Raw genomic sequence first — 19,035 nt, 5'->3', positions numbered from 1 at the left:
CATCGCGCTGTCGCTGCCGGCAGCGGGTGCCGCGAGCACAAGCCCAAGCGATGCACCTGCAGTCGTGGCATACGCCGGCTACAGCGGTCGATGGACTCCCGATAGCGAGGCGAACGCGAAGATCGCCAAGAAGCTGCGTAAACAGATGCGCGCGCGAATGGCCAAGCTGATGCCGGCGACGCCTCCGCCCGGTGGCGGTCCAGGCGGTGGCGGTCCGGGTGGTGGCATGCCTGGTGGTGGTATGCCCGGCGGTGGCATGTCCGGTGGCGGCCCAAAAGAGGCCCCGCCCGTCATGCCTGACATGCCTACCCCAAGCGCCGTAGGCCTGCTACGTCCGGAAATGGATTTCGCCGCGCCCTTGGAGGGAGATCTCTTCATCCTCCAGGACGAAGGAATGATCGCCTTGGGCAAGGATGCGGACCATCCCGTGATCCTACCCTACGAGCGTGGCGCGATAGACCTCGGCAGCGACGGCCTGACAACGCTGGCGATGCTTTCGTCGGGAGAACTCGTCATCGAGTTCCATACGAACGACGGCGTGGCGATCACGCACACCTATTCGTTAGAGGGCGGCGGAACGCAGCTACGCGTTCGAACGCATGTGGCCGGCGGCCAGATACCCATTCCCGGCGGCCTGGATCTGGAACGCCTTTACAACCGCGTACAGACCACGATGCCGCCCTAGCAGCCAAGCGGATCCTGCAACGCAAAAACTCCTGGGCCGTGCCCCTTGGATGCAGATCGCATCCGTCTTTCGCCCGTTGGCTCACCCAGCAGCGGGCGTCTTCTTTCTCCGAGTCTCTCGATGAGCATCCCTACACCGCTTCCGCACGGCCCTTTCGCTACCGATTTTTCCGCAAGACCACGAACAGATTCCGGCGGCATGGAACCCATACGGCGGTTCCACAACGCAACGCAACACGAGACGGATGAATCAGCGTTACAGGTGTGGTGGCAGACCTTCGGCGATGCGGTACTGAACCGCTTCGTCGAGGCTTGCCTCAAACAGAATGCCGAACTGTCCCTGGCGTCGTTGCGCGTCGCTGAAGCCTGCGTCGGGCTCACCCGAACGCTGGAGGACATGGCGACGCAGCCGGACTGCCTGAAGGCCTGGTCGCTTTTTCATTCCTTACGCGTTCGCCTAGTCGCGGCCACCGCGCGCACTTATGTCGACGTCCTGGCATTGCAAGAACGCCTTCTTTGCGCCGATCTCGCCATCCGCCATCAGAGCGGATTGCTTCAGTACGGGCGTGCCCCGACAACGGATCGCGCTTTCGACGCGAACCACTCGGCGCAAGCGGCCGACCTCCCCGAACTCCACCTGCATCGGGTGCGCTTGCAGGGCGAGCGCGACGCGGCGCTGGCCGGGCTCGCTTGGCTAGTCGGCGAACCATTGGATCTGGTGCTGGCTCGGATCGATGGACGTCTGCTGCCGCCTCCGATATCCGCCATCCCGGCGCCCGGCACGCCAGATTCTTTGGAACTACGACGTCCGGATCTACTGGCGACCGCGCTTCAATCCGGGTCGCAGCAAAGCCAAGACGTACACCAGGCCCGTGTCGACGCGATCCGCCACGAGCAGGCATTCGACCGAGCCGTCTGCGAAGTCGAACGAGCGCTAGCCGTCCTGACGGCGGCGATTGGCGAGTCGCGCCCGGCACGCGCCGCGGCCCTGTCGGCCGGCAATCGCGCGAGCGCCCTCGTGCAAAAGATGCGTACCGGCCAACCGGATCATGAAGCGATGCTTCATGCCAACCGTCTCTATCACGCGCATTGCGACCGTGAAATCGAAGTCCGCGCGCGCGGCTATCGCGCGTTGGTCGACTTGTACGAAGCCTTGGGCGCCGGTTGGCCCGCTCCTATCGAGGCCGCTGAAGCATGATGCGGTCGGTATCGCGCCATTTGCCGCCTCGTCGGCTTCTATTCGCTGCAGTGATGTACTCCTTCCTCGGCGTCGTGCGTGCCGAGGAGTTGCACGTCGTCTCCGATATCCGTGTCGATGGCCTGCGCCGCATCGCAATGGGCACCGTCCTGACTTATCTCCCCATCGAGCGGGGCGATACCGTCGATTCGACCAAGGCGGCCGCAGCCGTCCGCGCGCTCTACAAGACCGGATTCTTCGAGGATATCCGCCTGGATCGCCAGGGCGACATTCTCGTCATCACGGTGCAGGAGCGTCCGGCGATCAACACGCTGAAGGTAACCGGCAACAAGGACATCCAAAGCGAAGACCTGCTCAAGGGCCTCAACGAGAACGGGATGGCCGAAGGCGACACGTTCAATCGCCTGGTGCTCGACAAGATGGGCCAGGAATTGACACGGCAGTACCAAAACCGCGGCAAGTACAACGTCGAGATCACCCCGACCGTGTCGCGCCTCGACCGCAACCGTGTCGACGTGGAAATCGCCATCAAGGAAGGTAAGGCCGCCCGCATTCAGCACATCAATCTCGTGGGTAACGACAAGTTCGCCGACGAGGACATCATCGACACCTGGGAATCCGCCGAGCACAACTGGCTGAGCTGGTATCGACGCGATGACCAGTATTCCCGCGAGAAGCTATCCGGCGATCTGGAGAAGCTCAATAATTACTATCTGGACCGCGGCTACGTCGATTTCAATATCGATTCCACGCAGGTCGCGATCAGCGCCGACCGCACCGACATGTTCATCACCGCCGACATTACCGAGGGGGACCAATACAAGGTCTCGTCGGTACAACTGACGGGCGACACCGTGCTTCCCAAGGTGGAGCTGGAGAAGCTGGTGCTGGTAAGCGAAGGGCAGATCTTCTCCCGTCGTTTGCTCGAACTGACCTCCGACTCCGTCGTCGCGACCCTGGGCAACATTGGCTACGCCTTCGCGCAGGTCAATCCGGTGCCCGACATCGACCGCGAGAGCAAAACGGTGGGCATCAGCCTGCAAGTCGTCCCTGGCCCGAGGGTCAACGTTCGACAGATCTCCTTCAAGGGCAACACTCGCACCAACGAAGAGGTTCTCAGGCGGGAGCTCCGCCAGCTCGAAGCGAGTTGGTACTCGCAGGCCGCCATCGATCGCTCGAAGATTCGGCTGCAGCGTCTAGGGCTCTTCGAGTCGGTCGAGGTCGACACCAAGCCAGTGCCCGATCGCAATGACCAAGTGGATGTGCTGTACACGATTAAGGAAACCTCTTCGGGCGAGTTCCAAGCTGGCCTGGGATACTCGCAGGACGACGGCATCACGGCCACGCTCAGTCTCACTCAGCGAAACTTTCTCGGGACTGGCCGCACATTCAGCGCGAACGTAACGCGGAGCAGCACGTCCGAGCGGTATGGCTTCACCGTCGCCGAACCCTACCTCACAGATCTGGGCGTGGGATTTAGCTACGGAGTCAATTGGTCGAAGACCCGGTACGACAGCGACGACGAAAGCAGCTACGACTCGCAGCAAGGATCGGTCAGCACATCCGCAACGATCCCGCTCTCGGAAAACAACGCCCTTACCGTAGGCCTCGGCTGGGATACGCGGACGCTATATCTCTACGATGGTTATTACCCGCCTTCGTACCTCACATTCCTGGATAACCTGGGGACCAATCGCATCGATAGCTGGACCCTGCGTTCGGGCTGGTCCATCGATACGCGCAACGATTTGCTGACGCCCACAGGTGGCGCCTACTACGCCTTGTCCGGTGAGGTCGCGCTGCCCGGCTCGGACGTTACGTACTACAAGCTTGACGCTGACCTCCGACGCTACTGGCGCATGGGTCCCACGCTTCTGCTCGCCCGCGGCGAGTTTGGATTCGGCGGCACATACGGCGATGGCGATCAAATCGGCTATCCGTTCTACCGCGGCTACTACGCCGGTGGTGTCGGCTCGCTCCGCGGTTTCCGCGACAACACCTTGGGCCCCTGTGAGTACGTCACGTACTACAACGACTGCCGCCCCACCGGCGGCCGGATAAAGACCTTGGCGGGGCTGGAGGTCTCGATGCCCGGCTTGTTCGGCAAGGCCGCGCACGGAACGCAACTGGCCTGGTTTCTGGACGCCGGCAATGTCTTCGCTGGCACCGACACAATTGATGGCGAGGAGGTCCGGGCGTCGACGGGACTTTCCTTGCGATGGCGCTCGCCCATGGGACCCATCTCGATCAGCTACGGCTTGCCAATACGGCAAAAGGAAGACGACGAAATAGAGCGGCTGCAGTTTACTTTCGGCAGTCAGTTCTAGACATCCTCAGTCATCTCGGCAAGGGCGCGTCGGCTGTGTATCTGAACCATGCCGGGCCTCACACCAGTACGCATCACGTGCACAAATCCCCACGAAAAGAGGTTGCAATGGGTGCACTCCGACGCCAGAACCACGCGCTAATTGCCTCTCCTGAGTGGGCACGCATAGGAACTTTCGTCGTAAATATTCCTCTCCGGGAGGTTCAACGGCCAGGAAGGACCGGTGTTCGCGTCACACCAAAGGCCATGGGGGTTCTGCTGGCCCTGATCGAGGCAAACGGTCGCCCAGTTTCACGTGATGCGTTGCTCGAACGTGTCTGGCCGAACACTCTGCCTACGGGGGACGTCGTCACCCAGGCCATCGTGCAGCTCCGCAAAGCCCTTGTGCATGAAACACCCGCTCCGTACATCGCAACTATCAACAGGTCGGGCTATCGCCTGACAGTATCGGCAGCGTTGTTTGAAACGGCGTCTTTCGCCGATTTGGCCCCACAGTCGGAGCGGACGTCACCTCCAATAGAACCTGTACCAGCTATAGGCACGCGTCATTCATTGTTGGTAGGGCTGGTCATTGCATTGCTGCTAGCCGCAATAACCTGCGCGACAATTCTGTCGCGCCTCTGATCTGCATAAACAAGGCACGACCTCGGATCACCAAGCTGCAAAGGCCTCGCGGCGCTGCCTTGACTGAGTTGGCGAGCAAGAAGATTGACAGGTGATTTACTCAGTTTGAGCGGTGGCAGGTGTCTGCTTCGGGTCGTGAGCGGCCGCCCGGTAGCAGGGCTTGTCCGCGCAGCGGACCGGTTCGCGAGCCGTTGCCTCACGATAGGGGGGGGCGGCCGTCGTTCTCGCTGCAGCGGGCGGACTGTTGCCGAACCGATCGTCGACGGAAGGCATCTGTATGGCCTCGTGATTGACGAGATCCACTGAAGATTGCCTCAATGCCGTTAGCGACGAAGACCGTCAGGGGGAGCAATGACTACAGGATGGAATCTCGGAGAACTTCGCAATCATGTGGAACGGCTTTTTGGACAATGGCAGCGCGATGCCCTCAACCCTTGCCTAAAAACGATTGTCGAACGTCGAGACTTCGCACGATTTCACTACAGCGAAGCTGCGCGCCTGCTTTCCGAAGCGATTGGGGACAGGGAGCAGTTCGAAATGGTTGGAGTCATGACCGGCGCGTATGACAAGGAACCTGGAGACTTTGAATGGGCTCGCTTTCAGGCTTCGGCACATGTCAGCGCCTGCGTTCATTCCATGCATTCATTGGCCGACATCGCGGGCCACATGGTGTACCTAGCCTTTGGCATGAACCGGGATCCGACGAAAGAACTGTCTGAGAAGGAGCTCACTGTTTACCGGGTCCGTGACCGCCTCGAGAGCCATAGCATTCGTGCGCTGCTCAACGAGCTACTTGAGCACCCTAACTTCGCTTATCTGTCGGCCCTCAACAATCACTCAAAGCATCGCAGCATTGTCTCGATGCCTTACTCGGTTGACATGACGGGGAAAGACCCCGAGGGCCATGGAATGAAGTTCGCAGAGTTCTTGTACGACGGTAAACCGCACGGCCCGCGATGGGCCAAGCCCTTTCTGAAACAGGAGTACGAGCGGCAGGAGGGTCTGATCCTGGCAATCGGAGAGACGTTAAACGCTGAACTCTCCAACCGTCGGGGCTGATCGCGTCGAAGCGACGGGCCCGAAGTTGCTCACGGGGGCCGGGCTCGCCCTGTTGGGAACTGCGCATGGAACTTGACAGAAGTGAAAGCACAATAGCTTTCATTTCAAACACTTAGAATGATACGTGGCGGAAGCGGTGGGATTCGAACCCACGGTGGTATCGCTACCACGCCGGTTTTCAAGACCGGTGCCTTAAACCGCTCGGCCACACTTCCGTTTGATTGTCCGCGCCCGGCCATTGCAGCCGGGCGCGCATTCTCTCACGCCGGCTCGGCGGTGTGCTCGCGCGCCTTGCGCGCGGACTTTTCCTTGCCCTTGTCGCCGGACGCAGTGGCGGATGCGCCCTTCTTCAGTCCTTCCGGGCACGGACCGGGAATGTCGCCGCATTGCAGGCGCGCGGCTTCGACCAGCGGAGGTACGCGTTCGGCCATGAAGTCGATAAAGACACGCACGGCCGGCAGCAGGCCGCGGCGCGACGCGAACACCGCGTGGAAGATGCCCTGCGGCAGGCGCCAGTGCGGCAGCACGACCTCCAGTTCGCCGTTGCGCACGGCTTCTGCGCACACGGTTTCCGGCAGCATCGTGATGCCCACGCCCTGGATCGCCAGCGACATCAGCATCGGGAAATCGAAACCGGCGACGCGCGGCTTGAGTTCGACGCGGCGCACTTCGCCATCGGGGCCGTGCAGTTCCCAGCGCTGGTGCGCCTCGTCCTCGTTCATGCTGAGCGTGACGTGCTGGGCGAGATCGTCCGGATTGCTCGGCCGGCCCATGCGCTTGAGATAGCCGGGGCTCGCCACGAGCAGTTCCTGGATCTGGCCGAAGTTGCGCATCACCAGGCTGCCGTCGTCGTCGAGGCGCGTGCGCACGCGCAGCGCGACGTCGATGCCTTCGTTGATGATGTCGACGCGACGGTTGCTCACGTGCAGCTGCACGCGCACCTGCGGGAACTTGGCGAGGAACTCGGGCAACAGCTTGGGCATCTGCTGCTGCGCCATTCCCACCGGCACGCTCACGCGGATCACGCCGCGCGGTTCGGCGCTGAGGCGGTCGACGACTTCGCGCGCGGCCTGCGCTTCGGCAAGCATCGACTGCGCATGGCGATACACGCTGTGACCGACTTCGGTCACCGCGAAGCGTCGCGTCGAGCGTTGCAGCAGGCGCACGCCCAGGTCGGTTTCGAGCTGGCTGATGCGACGGCTCAGGCGCGACTTCGGAATGCCCAGCGCGCGCTCGGCGGCGGCGAAGCCCTGGTGATCGACCACGGCGGCGAAGTAATAGAGATCGTTGAGGTCCTGCATGACGATTATCCCGAAATCAGAACGGTCAGTGATATTAGACCAGCTTTATCCTGTTTTCGCAACAGTGGAAAGTGGCGCCCAACGCGGCTCCGGCCGCATCCACTCGGGAGAGGCCCATGAAACTGCTGCATATCGACTCCGCCGCCACCGGCGCCGGCTCCGTAACCCGCGAACTGACGTCCGCCATAGTGGCACGCTGGCAGGAGGCGGTGCCCGGCCTGCAGGTCACGTACCGCGACCTGGACGCCGAACCCCTGCCCCACCTGACCGGTCCGGTCCTGACCAAGGCCGATGCGGCCGCCGCCGAGGCGAGCGAGCAGGCCCTGCTGCAGTTCCTCGACAGCGACGTGATCGTGATCGGTGCGCCGATGTACAACTTCAGCGTGCCGTCGTCGCTCAAGGCGTGGATCGATCGCGTTGCCGTCTCCGGGCGTACGTTCCGCTACACCGAGAACGGCCCGGAAGGCCTGGCCAAGGGCAAGCGCATGGTGATCGCAAGCGGTCGCGGTGGCCTGTATGGCGACAACAGCCCGGCCGATTTCCAGGAAGCGTACCTGCGCCAGGTGTTCGGCTTCCTCGGCGTTACCGACATCGAGTTCGTTCGCGCCGAAGGCGTGGCCTACTCGCCGCAGCATCGCGCCGATGCGCTGGCCGGTGCGAAGGCAGCGATCCAGGAGCCGCTGCGCGAAGCGGCGTAAGCGGGAATCGTCCCCGCGTTTCCTCGCCTTTCCTCTGCGCTGGAAACGCAACGGGCCCGCATCGCGCGGGCCCGTTTCTCTTTGCCTCTCGGGAAGGCAGCTCGCTGCGCTCGCCCCCTCATCAGCCCTTCGGGCAGCTTTTCCCCGCGCGCGGGGAGAAGCGGAACGTCAATGGCGGGCGCGGCGGGCAGCGCGCGAATTACGCGATGCGATCGACGCCGCCCATGTACGGGCGCAGCGCCTCGGGCACGGTGATCGAACCGTCGGCGTTCTGGTAGTTCTCCATTACTGCGATCAGCGCGCGGCCGACTGCGACGCCCGAGCCGTTGAGCGTGTGCACCAGTTCGGGCTTGCCGGTCGCGGGGTTGCGCCAGCGCGCCTGCATGCGACGCGCCTGGAAGGCTTCGCAGTTGGAGCAGGACGAGATCTCGCGATACGTGTCCTGCGACGGCAGCCAGACTTCCAGGTCGAAGGTCTTGGTCGCCGAGAAGCCCATGTCGCCCGTGCACAGCAGCACGCGGCGGTACGGCAGGCCGAGCTTCTCCAGCACGACTTCGGCGCAGCGGGTCATCCGCTCGTGCTCGGCGTAGCTTTCTTCCGGCTTGGCGATCGACACGAGTTCCACCTTCTCGAACTGGTGCTGGCGGATCATGCCGCGGGTGTCGCGGCCATGGCTGCCGGCTTCGGCCCGGAAGCACATCGAGTGTGCGGTCATGCGCAGCGGCAGCACGTCGGCTTCGACGATCTCGTCGCGCACGATATTCGTCAGCGGCACCTCGGACGTCGGGATCAGATAGCGCTTGTGCGCGTGCTCGCCCTCGCCGACCGTGGTCGCGAACAGGTCTTCCTCGAACTTGGGCAGCTGCCCGGTGCCGCGCATCGAGTCGGAATTCACCAGCAGCGGCACGTTGGTTTCCTGGTAGCCGTGCTCGCCGGTGTGCAGGTCGAGCATGAACTGCGCGAGCGCACGATGCAGGCGCGCCAGTTGCCCACGCAGCACGGTGAAGCGGGCGCCGCTGAGCTTGGCGGCGGTGTCGCCGTCGAGCCAGCCGTTGCGCGCGCCGAGCTCGACGTGGTCCCTGACCGGAAAATCGAACGCACGCGGCGTGCCCCAGCGGTGCTGCTCGACGTTGTGCGCCTCGTCCTGCCCCAGCGGCACCGATTCGTGCGGGATGTTCGGAATCGCCAGCGCGATCGCTTCGATCTGGGCACGGATCGCCTCCAGCCGATGCTCGGAAGCCTTGAGCTCCTCGCCGAAGCCCGCGACTTCGGCCATCAGCGCCGCCACGTCCTCGCCCTTGGCCTTGGCCTGCCCGATCGCCTTGCTGCGCGTGTTGCGCAGGTTCTGCAGTTCCTGCGTGCGGACCTGGATCTGCTTGCGCTCGCTTTCCAGCGCTTCCAGCACGGAGGCGTCGAAGACCTCGTAACCACGGGTTTCGCGCAGGCGTGCGGCGAGTTCGGCGGGGTTCTGGCGCAGCAGGGTCGGGTCGAGCATGGCGTCGAGGATCGGTGGCTAAAGGTGACGAAGCTCGCGATTATCGCAGGCTTGTTCCGTGGATTGCCCAATTATTAACAAGTTGCCGGTCACCATCGGCAGATCCCAGGAATGACTCCCGACATGACCAACAGCTCCGCCGCGTCGCGACCGCCCCAGCGCTCCTTCGATTTTTCCGCCTGGCTGCCCTCGTGGCGGGCCCTGCTGTGGATGCTGGGCGCCTTCGTGCTCGGGCTGATCCTGTTCCTGCTGGTTTGGCGCGGCGGCGACAACGACTTCTACCGCGCCGGCCCGGTGGCGCCGCCGACGGCGGCCAATCCCGAATACACGCCGCTGCCGGCGCCGGTGGCCGGTGAATCGGAAGACGTCAGCCACGTGCCGCCCCCCGCCGCTGCCGACGATGAAGCCGGGCGCCCCCGGCTGGTCGAAACCGCGCCGCCTCCGCCGCCCCCGGCCGCTCCGATGCCGCCGCCGCGTCCCGCCGCGCCCGTCGCCACTTCGCAGCCACAACCGATCTCGTCGCCGGCGCCCACGTATCCGGCACGCGCGCTGCGCAACGGCGAACAGGGCACGGTGATGGTCAGCGTGGACATCGGTCCGGACGGCATACCTACCTCCATCGACGTGGCCCGCAGCAGCGGCTCGCGCCAGCTCGACCGGGCCGCCGTGGATGCGGTGCGTCGCTGGCGCTTCCGTCCGGCGATGACGGACGGCCGCCCCACCAGCGGACGCGTGCAGATACCCATCACCTTCCGCAACTGAGGCGCGCCTTCCGCAACCGCGAACGCGCGGGCGCGGCTCAATCGCGCAGTTGCATTCCTGCCTGCCGCGCGAGTGCCACAAAGCCGGGGAACGACGTGGCGACGTTGGCCACGTCGGCGATGCTCACCGCGCCCTCCGCCCGCTGCGCGGCCACCGCCAGGCTCATCGCGATGCGATGGTCGCCGTGGCTGTCCACGGTGCCGCCCCGCAATGGTCCGCCTTCGATCACGGCACCGTCGGGCAATTCGTCGACGCGGATTCCGAGCGCGCGCAGGCCCGCGGCCATCGTCGCGATGCGGTCGGACTCCTTGACGCGCAGTTCCGCCGCGCCGCTGACGCGGGTGCGTCCTTTCGCACACGCGGCGGCGACGAACAGGATCGGGAACTCGTCGATCATGTCCGGCACGATGTCTTCGGGCACGTCGATGCCGTGCAGCGGCGCATGGGATACGACGAGATCGGCGACCGGCTCGCCGCCCTGCTCCCGGCGGTTCTCCTCGCGGATGTCGGCGCCCATCGCGCGCAGCGCCTCCAGCAGGCCCGTGCGGCGTGGATTCATGCCGATCGAGGCGAGGCGCAGCCGCGATCCGGGCAACAACGTCGCCGCGACGATGAAGAACGCCGCCGACGAGAAGTCGGCCGGCACGTCGACGTCGATGGCGGTCAGCCGCTGTCCGCCCTGCAGGCACGCAAAGCCGGGACCGTATGCAATCGGCCAGCCGAACGCGGCGAGCATGCGTTCGGTGTAGTCGCGGGTGGGATGCGCCTCGCGCACGACGGTCTCGCCGTCGGCATACAGCCCGGCGAGCAGCAGCGCGGATTTCACCTGCGCGCTGGCGACCGGAGTGGCGATGTCCACGCCGCGCAGGCGTGCACCACCGTGGATGCGCAGCGGCGGCAGGCCACCGGGTTCGCTGTCGATGCGCGCGCCCATCGCCGCCAGCGGCTCGATCACGCGCCGCATCGGGCGCCGGGAAAGCGATTCGTCGCCGGCCAGCGTGCTGTCGAAGGACTGGCCCGCGAGCAGACCGGCGAGCAGACGCATGCCCGTGCCGGCGTTGCCGCAATCGAGGATCGCGTCGGCAGCGCGCAGCCCATGCAGGCCGACGCCATGCACGATGCGCTCGCCCGCACTCGGGGCCTCGATGCGCACGCCCAGTTGCGAGAACACGCGCGCCGTCGCGCGGGTGTCCTCGCCTTCGAGGAAACCGCGGATCCGCGTCGTGCCTTCCGCGATCGCACCGAGCATCACGGCGCGATGCGAGATCGACTTGTCGCCGGGTAGTTGCAGCGTTCCGGACAATGCCGTTCCGGGCGCGGCGATCCAGCCGGCGGCGGCCGACATGCTCATGCGATCACCTTGTCCAGCGCGGCCAGCAGACGCTCGTTTTCGTCGCGGGTGCCGACGGTGATGCGCAGGCAGTCGCCCAGGCCATAACCGCCCATCGGCCGCACCACCACGCCCTGCGCGATCAGCGCGGCTTCGATCAGCGTCGTGTTGGCACCGAACTCGACCAGTACGAAGTTGGTTTGCGAGGGAAACACCCGGAACCCGCGCTGCGCCAACGCATCGCGGAGCCAGCCCCGCTCGATCCGGTTCTGCTCCAGCGACCACTGCAGGTGCGCGGCATCGTCCAGCACCGCTTCGCAGGCGGCGAGCGCGGGCCCGTTGACGTTGAAGCTTTCGCGCACGCGTTCCATCACCGCGACCAGGCCCGGCGCGCCGAGCAGGTAACCCACGCGCAGGCCGGCCAGTCCATACGCCTTGCTGAAGGTGCGGGTGACGACGAGGTTCGGATGACGCGCCAGCAGCGGCACGGCGCTCGCATAGTCCCGCGCTTCGGCCATTTCCGCGTAAGCCTCGTCGAAGACGACGATGACATCGTCGGGAACGCGCGCGACGAACGCTTCCAGCGCCTCGCGCCCGAACCAGGTGCCGGTGGGATTGTTGGGATTGGCCACGTACACCAGGCGCGTCGCCGGTGTGACCGCGGCCGCGAGGGCATCGAGGTCGTGACCCAGCGGCATCGTGGCGTGATCGCGCGGCAACGCATCGACCACGCGCGCGCGGGCGCCGGTGCATTGCGTCGCCAGCGCGAACACGGCGAAGCCGTAGCGCGAAAACACCACGTCGGTGCCCTCGCCCGCGAACACCTGCGCCAGTTGCATCAGCAGCTCGTGCGAACCGTTGCCGAGCAGGATCCGGGAGACGTCGAGGCCGAGCTTCGCTGCCAGTGCACGCTTCAGATCGAGCCCGAGCGGATCTGGATAGCGATGCAGCGAATGCAACTGGTCCAGCACCGCCATGCGCGCCGCCGGCGACGGGCCGTACGGATTCTCGTTGGAGCCGAGCTCGACCAGGTTGTCGACGCCGAACCTGCGGCGGAACGCGACCAGGTCGTGGCCCGGATCGTAGGCGCGCAGGCCCTGGATGCCGCGCGACGCGCGCGCGGCGAACCAGGCCTCGTCGTGCGAGGTGAGGATGTCGGTGCTCACGCGATGGCCACCGGATAGGAACCCAGAACCTTCACTTCCTGCGCGAACTCGTCGACCTCGTCCAGCGCACGGCGCATCGCGTCTTCCTGCGCGTGCCCGGTGATGTCGATGAAGAACGCGTACTGCCACAGCCCCGTGTGCCCGGGGCGCGATTCGATGCGGTTCATGCTCAGCCCGTGCTTCGCGAAGGGCGCGAGCACGTGATACAGGGCGCCGGGCTGGTCCTTGATGAAGACGAGCAGCGAGGTGCGGTCGTTGCCCGAGGGCGGGAACAGCTCGCGGCCGAGCACCAGGAAGCGCGTGGTGTTGTCGGGACGATCCTCGATCGGACCGGCCAGCGATTTCAGGCCGTACACCGTGGCCGCGCTGATGCCGGCGATCGCCGCGGCATCGTCGGCGTTGCGCGCTCGCTTGGCGCCGTCGGCGTTGCTGGAGACGGGGATCTTCTCGGCCTTGGGCAGGTACTGGCGCAGCCATGCCTTGCACTGGGCGAACGACTGCGGATGCGCGTAGACGCGCTCGATGTCCTCCAGCCGGCCGGCACGCGACAGCAGGTGCTGGTGCACGCGCAATTCGACTTCGCCGCAGATCTTCAGCTTCGAGGTGAGGAACATGTCGAGCGTCGACTGGATCGTGCCCTGCGTGGAGTTCTCCACCGGCACCACGCCGAAGTCGGCATGGCCGGCCTCCACTTCCTGGAACACTTCCTCGATGCTCGCCAGCGGCAGGCCGTGGATCGAATGGCCGAAGTGCTTGTACACCGCCTGCTGCGAATGCGTGCCTTCCGGACCGAGGAAACCGATCTTCAGCGGTTCCTGCTGGGCCAGGCAGGCAGACATGATTTCGCGGAACAGCCGTACCAGCACTTCGTCGTTGAGCGGCCCGTCGTTGCGATCGACCACGCGCCGCAGCACCTGCGCCTCGCGCTCGGGGCGGTAGTAGTCCACCGCCGCGGCGAGCTTGCCCTTGGCCTTGCCGACCTGCTGCGCCCAGTGCGCGCGTTGCCGGATCAGGTCCTGGATCTGCTGGTCGATGCCGTCGATCTGGACGCGGACCTGGGCGAGATCGGGCCTGGCCTCGGGCGCATTCGCTTGCGGCATCCCTGCCTCCCGGGTGCGGCCTGTGGCCTTACCCGGGCTACGGGGTTGCTTCGCTGTGCGTCCTGCAGACTTGCCCTGCTCGTCATTCCCGCGAACGCGGGAATCCATGGACTTCCGGTGTCCGGCAGCAACCTCGCCGGATCCCCGCTTTTGCGGGGATGACGACTTCATCGCACCGGCCTGCGGCTTGCCTGCCTTCGCCTTCGCACCCTTCGTGGCCATTTACCCGTGCCTTCGCTGGAAATCGCGCATGAAATCGGCCAGCGCCTGCACGCCCGCCTCCGGCATCGCGTTGTAGATCGACGCACGCATGCCGCCGAGCGCGCGATGTCCCTTGAGCGAGATCAGGCCGACTTCCGCGGCTTCCTTGAGGAAGGGCTTGTCCAGCGCGTCGTCGTGCAGGAAGAAGGGCACGTTCATGCGCGAGCGCACCGCCTTGTCGACCTCGTTGCGATAGAAGCCGCCCGAGTTGTCGATCACGTCGTAGAGCAGTCCGGACTTGCGTGCGCTGCGGCGCGCGAATTCGTCGACGCCGCCTTCGGCCAGCATCCACTTCACGGTCAGGCCGAGCAGGTACCAGTTCCAGCTCGGCGGCGTGTTGAGCATCGATTCGCCCTTCACGTGCGAGCGGTAGTCGAGGATGTCGGCGCGCGGCTGGCCGGCGCGTTCGAGCAGGTCGCGGCGGATGATGACGACGGTTACGCCTACCGGGCCCAGGTTCTTCTGCGCGCCGGCGTAGATCACGCCGTACCTGGAGACATCGATCGGCTCGGACGCGATTGAGGAACTGAAGTCGGCGAACAGCGGAACATCGCCCACGTCCGGCGTATCGCGGAACTCGACGCCGTGGATGGTCTCGTTGGCGGTGATGTGCACGTAGGCCGCGTCCTTCGACAGCTGCCAGCCCTCGCGCGCGGGGATCGTGCGGAAGCCGTCGGCCTCGCTGGTCGCGGCGACATGGGCAGCGACGTACGGCCTGGCCTGCTTGATCGCGGTCTTGCCCCAGTGACCGCTGAGCACGTAGTCGGCGGCCTGCCCGGGCGCGGCGAAATTCAGGGGCAGCAGCGCCTGCACCGTCGTCGCGCCGCCGCCGAGGAACAGCACGGCGTAGTTGTCGGGAATCGACAGCAGCCTGCGCAGGTCGGCTTCGGCTTCGGTCGCCACCTGGATGAACTCGGGACCGCGGTGGCTCAGTTCGACGATGGAAGCGCCGACACCGTGCCAGTCGAGCATTTCCTCCTGCGCCTGGCGCAGGACGGATTCAGGGAGTGCGGCGGGACCGGCGGCGAAATTGTGTACGCGTGACATGGATGTCCTCGACTTGGCGGAAGTTGTCTTGTTGCGGCACATGGGCGCGCCCAGGATGGGCGGACCGAGGGGCGACAAGGCGAGGGATGGCAGGCCAGGCGGTTGCGTTGTGCTGCCCGGCTAGTATGCCGCAGCGCAACACGCATGGATCAAGGGTTGCACGCGCAACTTTTCGCGCCCTTATGGCCTCTGGACATATAGTCGAAACCACACGCCGGAGCCGGCCATGTCATTGCGCGACGCCTTGCGTATTCCTTCCTCCGAAATCACCGACGAAGCGGTCTACCGCGATCGTCGCCGACTGCTCGCGGCCATGGCGGCCATTCCCGGCCTCGGGCTCGCCGGTTGCGGCGAAGCCGCGCCGCCGCCCTCCAAGGTCGTGGTGACGCCGGAGCAGGCGCGCGCCGGCTTCCGCACGAGCGAAACGCTCACCCGCTACGAGGACGTGACCACCTACAACAACTTCTACGAGTTCGGCACCGGCAAGGGCGATCCGTCGCGTGCCGACCGCACGCTGCGGGTGAAGCCCTGGAGCGTCGCCGTCGGCGGCCATTGCGCGAAGCCGGGCGTGATGTCGCTCGACGACCTGCTCAAGGGCAACACGCCGGAAGAACGCATCTATCGGCTGCGCTGCGTCGAAGGCTGGTCGATGGTGATCCCGTGGCTCGGCGTGCCGCTGGCCAACGTGCTCAAGCGCTTCGAGCCCACCTCGAAGGCGCGCTATGTCGCCTTCACCACGCTCGACGACCCGAAGCAGATGCCCGGCCTGCGCTACAACGCGCTGGACTGGCCATACCGGGAAGGCCTGCGCATCGATGAGGCCATGCATCCCCTCGCCTTCCTCGCCACCGGCCTGTACGGCAAGCCCCTGCCGCAGCAGAACGGCGCGCCACTGCGGCTGCTGGTGCCGTGGAAGTACGGCTTCAAGGGTATCAAGTCGATCGTCGCGATCACCTTCGTCGAAACCATGCCGTTCACCAGCTGGAACGACGCGCAGTCGAGCGAGTACGGCTTCTTCAGCAACGTCAATCCCGAAGTCGACCATCCGCGCTGGTCGCAGAAGACCGAACGCCGCATCGCCGGCACGCAGAGCAAGCTCTTCGCCGAACGCATCCCGACGCGCATGTTCAACGGCTATGGCGACCAGGTCGCGAGCCTCTACGCGGGCATGAACCTGCGCAAGTGGTTCTGAGGATGGCCCGCACTTCGCGCGGCATCATCGCCGCCAAAACGCTCGTCCATCTGCTGGCCCTGACGCCCGCCGCCATCCTCGGCTGGCAGATCCGAGCGGAGGCGCTGACCGGCAGCGGCGGGCTGGGTGCCGATCCGGTGGCCGAGATCGAGCACCGCCTCGGCCTGTGGGCATTGCGCCTGCTCATGATCACGCTGGCGATCACGCCGCTGCGCCAGCTCACCCACCAGCCGGTGCTGGTGCGCTTCCGCCGCCTGCTCGGGCTGTACGCGTTCTTCTACGCGACGGTGCACTTCGCCGCGTACCTGGTGCTCGACCTGCGCGGCTACTGGACGCAGATCTTCGAGGACATCGCCAAGCGGCCCTACATCACCGTCGGCTTCACCGCGTGGCTGCTGCTGGTGCCATTGGCGATCACCTCGACCCAGGCCGCGATCCGCCGGCTGGGGCGCAACTGGGCGCGGCTGCACCGGCTCGTGTACGCCGTTGGCGTGCTGGCCGTGCTGCACTTCTGGTGGCTGGTGAAATCGGACATCCGCGAACCGGCGCTCTACGCCGGGATCCTCGCGGTGCTGCTGGGCTGGCGCGCGGTAAAGGCGCTGCGCAACCGTCGGGCTAGCGTGCGCCGTACAGCAGCAGCAGGCTGAGCGCGATCGCCAGGAACAGCGCCGCCAGCAACAGCCAGGGCACGCGTCGCATCGACGATGCGCCCTTCGTGGCCGGGGCGGCGGGCGCGGGTTCTTCGGTGGCCGTCGGCGGCGGCGCCTTGCGGGCCTCACCGTTGCCGTTGCGATGCGGCGCTTCGACGATGAAGCGCTGCGTGTCGAACACCACCTGATCGCCGGGACGCAGCAATGCATTGCGCATCGGCCAGCCGTTCACCATGCTGCCCTCGTGCGATCCCAGGTCGCGCAGCACCACGCCTTCGGCATGCGGCTCCAGCCGGGCATGGCGATCGGCGAACGCGGCATCGTCGATGCGGACATCGCATTCGGGCAGTCGCCCGACCACGCGCGGCTGGTCCAGCGTGATGCTGCGACCGTGATGCGGACCGCCGACGCCACGCAGCACCATGCGCGGATCGGGTGCACCGGGCGTGGCCCGGCTTTCGCCCGGCGCCGAGGGCGGCGTATCGCCCAACAGCAGCCATTCGTTGCCGTCGACGAACACCGCATCGCCGGCCCGCAACAGGGCCATGCGCCGCACCGGTCGCCCATTGACGTGGAGCCCGCGCGTCCCCTCGAAGACCTGCAACCAGACGCCGCGCCGGTCGACGCAGATCTGCGCGATGGCGCGCGCCGGATCCTCGACGACGACGGGGCTCTGCGTGGGGTCGCGCCCGATGGCATGCACGCCCGGTCCGAGGACCAGGTCGGGCAACTGGCGATTGGGAAACCTCAGTCTCAGGGCTGTCATGCGTCGGGAATCTGGGAGCGGCGGCAATCTAGCATGGCCCGATGCATTTGCCGCCCACGTCGGCACACCGGCTTGGATGCGGAAGTCGCAGCCCGCACAATGCGCGCACACAGGAGAACGCCCCATGCCCAGCATCGACATCCGCCACGCCCATTCCCTGCCGCATGCGCAAGCACGCAAGGCGGTGCAGGAAGTCGCGGACAAGCTGGCCGATCGCTTCGGCGTCGCGTGCGACTGGGACGGCGACACGCTCAAGTTCGCCCGCAGCGGCGTGGACGGCAAGATCGACCTGGCGCCCAAGAGCCTGCGCGTCACCGCGAACCTCGGCTTCCTGATGGCGGCGTTCAAGGGCCCGATCGAAGCCGAGATCCGCCGCGTGCTGGACGAGCGCTTCAGCTGACGCCGGCGACGGATCACGGCGCGCTCAGCGCTGCTCGTACTTCCAGTTGCGACGCTTGCCTTCGGCGAGCCATTCGATCGTCTGTGCGACGCGTTTCGCGCGCGTGGCTTCGCGTTTGGCTTCGGTGATCCACTCGATGTACTCGCGGCGGCACCCCGGGGGAAATTCCTCGAACGTCTTGCGTGCACCGGCATGCGCGCGCAGCGCCGCCGCCAGGTCGGCGGGCACTTCGGCCGGCGGTCTGGGGGCACTCCTGCCAGGCGAACGCGTCACGCCCCCGTCGATCAGCTGCATCGCCTCGCGCAGGTAGCCGGTCAATACGCGCTTGCCCGGCAGATCGGCGACACGCTTCAGGCGCCCGAACTGTCCCATGGCGGTTTCCGCCTTGTCGGAGCCGCTGCTCCCGGCCCCGTCGCTCTCACGCCCCACGATCCGGTCGCCCTGCCAGAGCCCGAACGCCGCGTGTTGCCGGAAAGCGGCCATGCCGCAGAGGATCTTTCCGCGGTAGGTGAAGCTGGGCGCGCTCCACTTGAGCGTTTCCACGCAGTCCGGACACGCGGCATGCACGAGTTCGCGCAGGTGGACGAGGATGGGACGGGCGAAGCCGGCCGCGCCGTCGATGTAGGCGTCGATGCGCGGGTCGCGCTGGCCCATGGTGCGATTCCCCGAGTCGGACGGCCTATTCTGCCGCCGTCCCACGTTCGCCGGGAAAAGGGGGAAGCCGACATGCCAGACCGCGAACGCCGCCAGTCCGTCGCCGAGTCCAGCGCCACCCTGCGGGCGCGCCTCAACGAAGACCAGAAGATGACGTTGCGCGATCTCGAGCGCTTCGGCTGGGAGCTCAGGTTCATCCGTCGCCCGCCCTTCCAGGATCCGATCCCGGTCGTGATCGACGGCGATCGCAAGTCGATGGCGGTCCTGAATGCAGACGGGTCGCTCGAAGAAGGCCCGAATCTCAGGTTGCGCGGCTGACGGA

General features: G+C 65.9%; 19 protein-coding genes and 1 tRNA gene. 11 read left to right on the top strand and 9 right to left on the bottom strand.

The window, feature by feature from the left end:
- The first annotated feature begins 64 nt into the window (after positions 1-64).
- The 5 genes from ACFPN1_RS01970 to ACFPN1_RS01950 all read left to right on the top strand — a co-directional run bounded on the left by ACFPN1_RS01970 (position 65) and on the right by ACFPN1_RS01950 (position 5,891).
- The gene (locus ACFPN1_RS01970) at positions 65-685 is read left to right on the top strand and encodes a hypothetical protein (RefSeq protein WP_386752527.1); all 621 of its coding nucleotides are present in this window, start codon (positions 65-67) and stop codon (positions 683-685) included.
- Positions 686-883: 198 nt separating this feature from the next.
- Positions 884-1,882, top strand: a complete 999-nt coding sequence (locus ACFPN1_RS01965) for a TolC family protein (protein WP_386752525.1) — start codon at positions 884-886, stop codon at positions 1,880-1,882.
- Positions 1,879-4,209: an outer membrane protein assembly factor BamA gene (gene bamA, locus ACFPN1_RS01960; protein ID WP_386752524.1), complete on the top strand. Its 2,331-nt coding sequence runs from the start codon at positions 1,879-1,881 to the stop codon at positions 4,207-4,209. The genes ACFPN1_RS01965 and bamA overlap by 4 nt, the downstream gene beginning before the upstream one ends.
- Positions 4,101-4,832, top strand: coding sequence for a winged helix-turn-helix domain-containing protein (locus ACFPN1_RS01955; protein ID WP_386752522.1), 732 nt, complete (start codon positions 4,101-4,103; stop codon positions 4,830-4,832). Before bamA ends, ACFPN1_RS01955 begins: the two co-directional genes overlap by 109 nt.
- A gap of 351 nt (positions 4,833-5,183) precedes the next feature.
- Entirely contained in the window at positions 5,184-5,891 is a 708-nt protein-coding gene (locus ACFPN1_RS01950) for a hypothetical protein (protein ID WP_386752520.1), read from the top strand.
- A 125-nt stretch (positions 5,892-6,016) separates the two neighbouring features.
- Here the strand turns inward: ACFPN1_RS01950 and ACFPN1_RS01945 are convergent.
- Both ACFPN1_RS01945 and ACFPN1_RS01940 read right to left on the bottom strand, forming a co-directional pair.
- Positions 6,017-6,106: transfer RNA gene (locus tag ACFPN1_RS01945), tRNA-Ser, on the bottom strand.
- A 45-nt stretch (positions 6,107-6,151) separates the two neighbouring features.
- A complete protein-coding gene (locus ACFPN1_RS01940; RefSeq protein ID WP_386752518.1) occupies positions 6,152-7,192 on the bottom strand; it encodes a LysR family transcriptional regulator in 1,041 nt (346 codons plus the stop codon).
- Positions 7,193-7,308: 116 nt separating this feature from the next.
- On the opposite strand from ACFPN1_RS01940, the gene ACFPN1_RS01935 reads away from it, so the two are divergent.
- Positions 7,309-7,890, top strand: a complete 582-nt coding sequence (locus ACFPN1_RS01935) for an FMN-dependent NADH-azoreductase (protein ID WP_386752516.1) — start codon at positions 7,309-7,311, stop codon at positions 7,888-7,890.
- 199 nt (positions 7,891-8,089) lie between these two features.
- On the opposite strand, the gene serS is transcribed toward ACFPN1_RS01935, so the two are convergent.
- Positions 8,090-9,385: a serine--tRNA ligase gene (gene serS / locus ACFPN1_RS01930; RefSeq protein ID WP_386752515.1), complete on the bottom strand. Its 1,296-nt coding sequence runs from the start codon at positions 9,383-9,385 to the stop codon at positions 8,090-8,092.
- A gap of 123 nt (positions 9,386-9,508) precedes the next feature.
- Between serS and ACFPN1_RS01925 the strand changes: the two genes are divergently transcribed.
- Complete coding sequence (locus tag ACFPN1_RS01925) at positions 9,509-10,147, top strand: energy transducer TonB (protein WP_386752513.1); 639 nt, start codon at positions 9,509-9,511, stop codon at positions 10,145-10,147.
- A gap of 37 nt (positions 10,148-10,184) precedes the next feature.
- On the opposite strand, the gene aroA is transcribed toward ACFPN1_RS01925, so the two are convergent.
- The 4 genes from aroA to serC all read right to left on the bottom strand — a co-directional run bounded on the left by aroA (position 10,185) and on the right by serC (position 15,051).
- Complete coding sequence (gene aroA, locus ACFPN1_RS01920; protein ID WP_386754007.1) at positions 10,185-11,492, bottom strand: 3-phosphoshikimate 1-carboxyvinyltransferase; 1,308 nt, start codon at positions 11,490-11,492, stop codon at positions 10,185-10,187.
- A 2-nt stretch (positions 11,493-11,494) separates the two neighbouring features.
- Positions 11,495-12,643 (bottom strand): histidinol-phosphate transaminase, encoded by a 1,149-nt coding sequence (gene hisC, locus ACFPN1_RS01915; RefSeq protein WP_386752511.1) that lies wholly within the window; start codon positions 12,641-12,643, stop codon positions 11,495-11,497.
- Positions 12,640-13,743: a prephenate dehydratase gene (gene pheA, locus ACFPN1_RS01910; protein WP_386752510.1), complete on the bottom strand. Its 1,104-nt coding sequence runs from the start codon at positions 13,741-13,743 to the stop codon at positions 12,640-12,642. The genes hisC and pheA overlap by 4 nt, the downstream gene beginning before the upstream one ends.
- A gap of 222 nt (positions 13,744-13,965) precedes the next feature.
- The gene (gene serC / locus ACFPN1_RS01905) at positions 13,966-15,051 is read right to left on the bottom strand and encodes a 3-phosphoserine/phosphohydroxythreonine transaminase (protein ID WP_386752508.1); all 1,086 of its coding nucleotides are present in this window, start codon (positions 15,049-15,051) and stop codon (positions 13,966-13,968) included.
- A gap of 226 nt (positions 15,052-15,277) precedes the next feature.
- On the opposite strand from serC, the gene msrP reads away from it, so the two are divergent.
- Positions 15,278-16,243 (top strand): protein-methionine-sulfoxide reductase catalytic subunit MsrP, encoded by a 966-nt coding sequence (gene msrP, locus ACFPN1_RS01900; RefSeq protein ID WP_386752506.1) that lies wholly within the window; start codon positions 15,278-15,280, stop codon positions 16,241-16,243.
- 2 nt (positions 16,244-16,245) lie between these two features.
- Complete coding sequence (gene msrQ, locus ACFPN1_RS01895; RefSeq protein ID WP_386752505.1) at positions 16,246-16,890, top strand: protein-methionine-sulfoxide reductase heme-binding subunit MsrQ; 645 nt, start codon at positions 16,246-16,248, stop codon at positions 16,888-16,890.
- Here msrQ and ACFPN1_RS01890 read toward each other — a convergent pair.
- Positions 16,859-17,659 (bottom strand): FHA domain-containing protein, encoded by an 801-nt coding sequence (locus ACFPN1_RS01890; protein WP_386752503.1) that lies wholly within the window; start codon positions 17,657-17,659, stop codon positions 16,859-16,861. The two genes, msrQ and ACFPN1_RS01890, sit on opposite strands and share 32 nt — an antisense overlap.
- Before the next feature lie 124 nt (positions 17,660-17,783).
- Here ACFPN1_RS01890 and ACFPN1_RS01885 point away from each other — a divergent pair, with 124 nt between their 5' ends.
- The gene (locus ACFPN1_RS01885; protein WP_386752501.1) at positions 17,784-18,059 is read left to right on the top strand and encodes a polyhydroxyalkanoic acid system family protein; all 276 of its coding nucleotides are present in this window, start codon (positions 17,784-17,786) and stop codon (positions 18,057-18,059) included.
- 24 nt (positions 18,060-18,083) lie between these two features.
- Here ACFPN1_RS01885 and ACFPN1_RS01880 read toward each other — a convergent pair whose 3' ends face one another.
- Positions 18,084-18,713, bottom strand: a complete 630-nt coding sequence (locus tag ACFPN1_RS01880) for a YdeI/OmpD-associated family protein (protein WP_386752500.1) — start codon at positions 18,711-18,713, stop codon at positions 18,084-18,086.
- Positions 18,714-18,785: 72 nt separating this feature from the next.
- Here ACFPN1_RS01880 and ACFPN1_RS01875 point away from each other — a divergent pair, with 72 nt between their 5' ends.
- Positions 18,786-19,031 (top strand): hypothetical protein, encoded by a 246-nt coding sequence (locus ACFPN1_RS01875; RefSeq protein WP_386752498.1) that lies wholly within the window; start codon positions 18,786-18,788, stop codon positions 19,029-19,031.
- Positions 19,032-19,035 lie beyond the last annotated feature (4 nt).

It is taken from the genome of Lysobacter yangpyeongensis (genome assembly GCF_042655745.1).
Classification (GTDB): domain Bacteria; phylum Pseudomonadota; class Gammaproteobacteria; order Xanthomonadales; family Xanthomonadaceae; genus Agrilutibacter; species Agrilutibacter yangpyeongensis.
This window is presented reverse-complemented; position numbering and strand designations above follow the sequence as displayed.